The 1,163-nt window shown below is 64.2% G+C and carries 2 protein-coding genes; both read left to right on the forward strand.

Translation table 11 applies throughout. From position 1 onward, the window contains the following. The first annotated feature begins 1 nt into the window (after nucleotide 1). Nucleotides 2–562, forward strand: coding sequence for a nitroreductase (locus EN932_RS36560; protein WP_245483407.1), 561 nt, complete (start codon nucleotides 2–4; stop codon nucleotides 560–562). After that, nucleotides 563–1,163 (forward strand): flavin reductase family protein (locus EN932_RS36565; protein WP_164890863.1); only part of this gene is annotated, 601 nt, incomplete at its 3' end. It lies immediately after the preceding gene.

The following is a 1,163-nucleotide window of genomic DNA, read 5'->3' on the forward strand; positions in this document are numbered from 1 at the left end:
CCTGCTGACCCGAAACTCCGCACCGATTCCAGATCTGAAGGAGCCGGCGCCGAGCGATGCGGAGATCGCGACAATGATCACTGCTGCCTCCCGGGTGCCCGATCATGGCCGGTTGGAGCCCTGGCGCTTCATCCTCTACCGTGGCGACGCCCGCGTCGAGATCGGCAGGCAACTGGCAGCACTTGCCGAGCAGCGGGAGGGCCCATTGACGGAGGGCCGCCGCAATCAGGAACTGGCGCGGTTCTCGCGCGCACCGCTGGTGATCGGCGTCGTATCTGTCCCCAGGGAGAATCCAAAAATCCCGCAATGGGAAATGTTCCTGTCGGGCGGCATGGCGGCGATGAACCTGATGATATCAGCCAACGCGCTGGGCTTTGGCACCAACATGATCAGCAACTGGTATTCGGATGTGCCGGAGGGCAGGGCACTGCTGGGGCTGGCGCCGCAGGAGCGGGTCATCGGCTTCATCCATATCGGCTCCTATGCCGGCCCGGCGCCGGAGCGGCCCCGGCCCGATCCGGCAAAGCTGTACAGTGACTATTCGGGGCCGTGGGTCGGCTGAATGTTCTACGAGCCGTCAAAGGGCCACGGCCTGCCGCACGACCCTTCGAAGGCGATCGTGGCGCCGCGTCCGATCGGCTGGATTTCGACACTGAACAGGGCTGGTGAGATCAACCTCGCGCCATATTCCTTCTTCAATGCCGTTTCGACGCGGCCTTTCATCGTCTGGTTCTCCTCCGAAGGCGAGAAGGACAGCGCCTCCTTCGCCCAGGAAACCGGCGAGTTCGTCGCCAATCTGGTCAGCCGCGATCTCGCGGAGAAGATGAACCGCACGTCGGTCAATGCTCCGCGCGGCGTCAATGAGTTCGTCTATGCCGATCTTGCCATGGCGCCGTCGCGGCTGGTCGCCCCGCCGCGCGTGGCGGCAGCGCCGGCCGCGCTCGAATGCCGGGTGACTCAAGTTTTTCGGCCAAAGGCCCTGGACGGGTCGCCGACAAGTGCCGTCATCGTCGCCGGTGAAGTGGTCGGCGTGCATATCGACGACGCCTTCCTGACGGACGGCCTGTTCGACATCACCAAGGCCGGCAATGTCGCTCGTCTCGGCTATATGGACTATGCCAGCGTCGACGAGGTGTTTTCGATGCGCCGGCAACGCTGGGACA

It is taken from the genome of Mesorhizobium sp. M7A.F.Ca.US.002.01.1.1, assembly GCF_004022955.1.
Lineage (GTDB): Bacteria > Pseudomonadota > Alphaproteobacteria > Rhizobiales > Rhizobiaceae > Mesorhizobium > Mesorhizobium ciceri.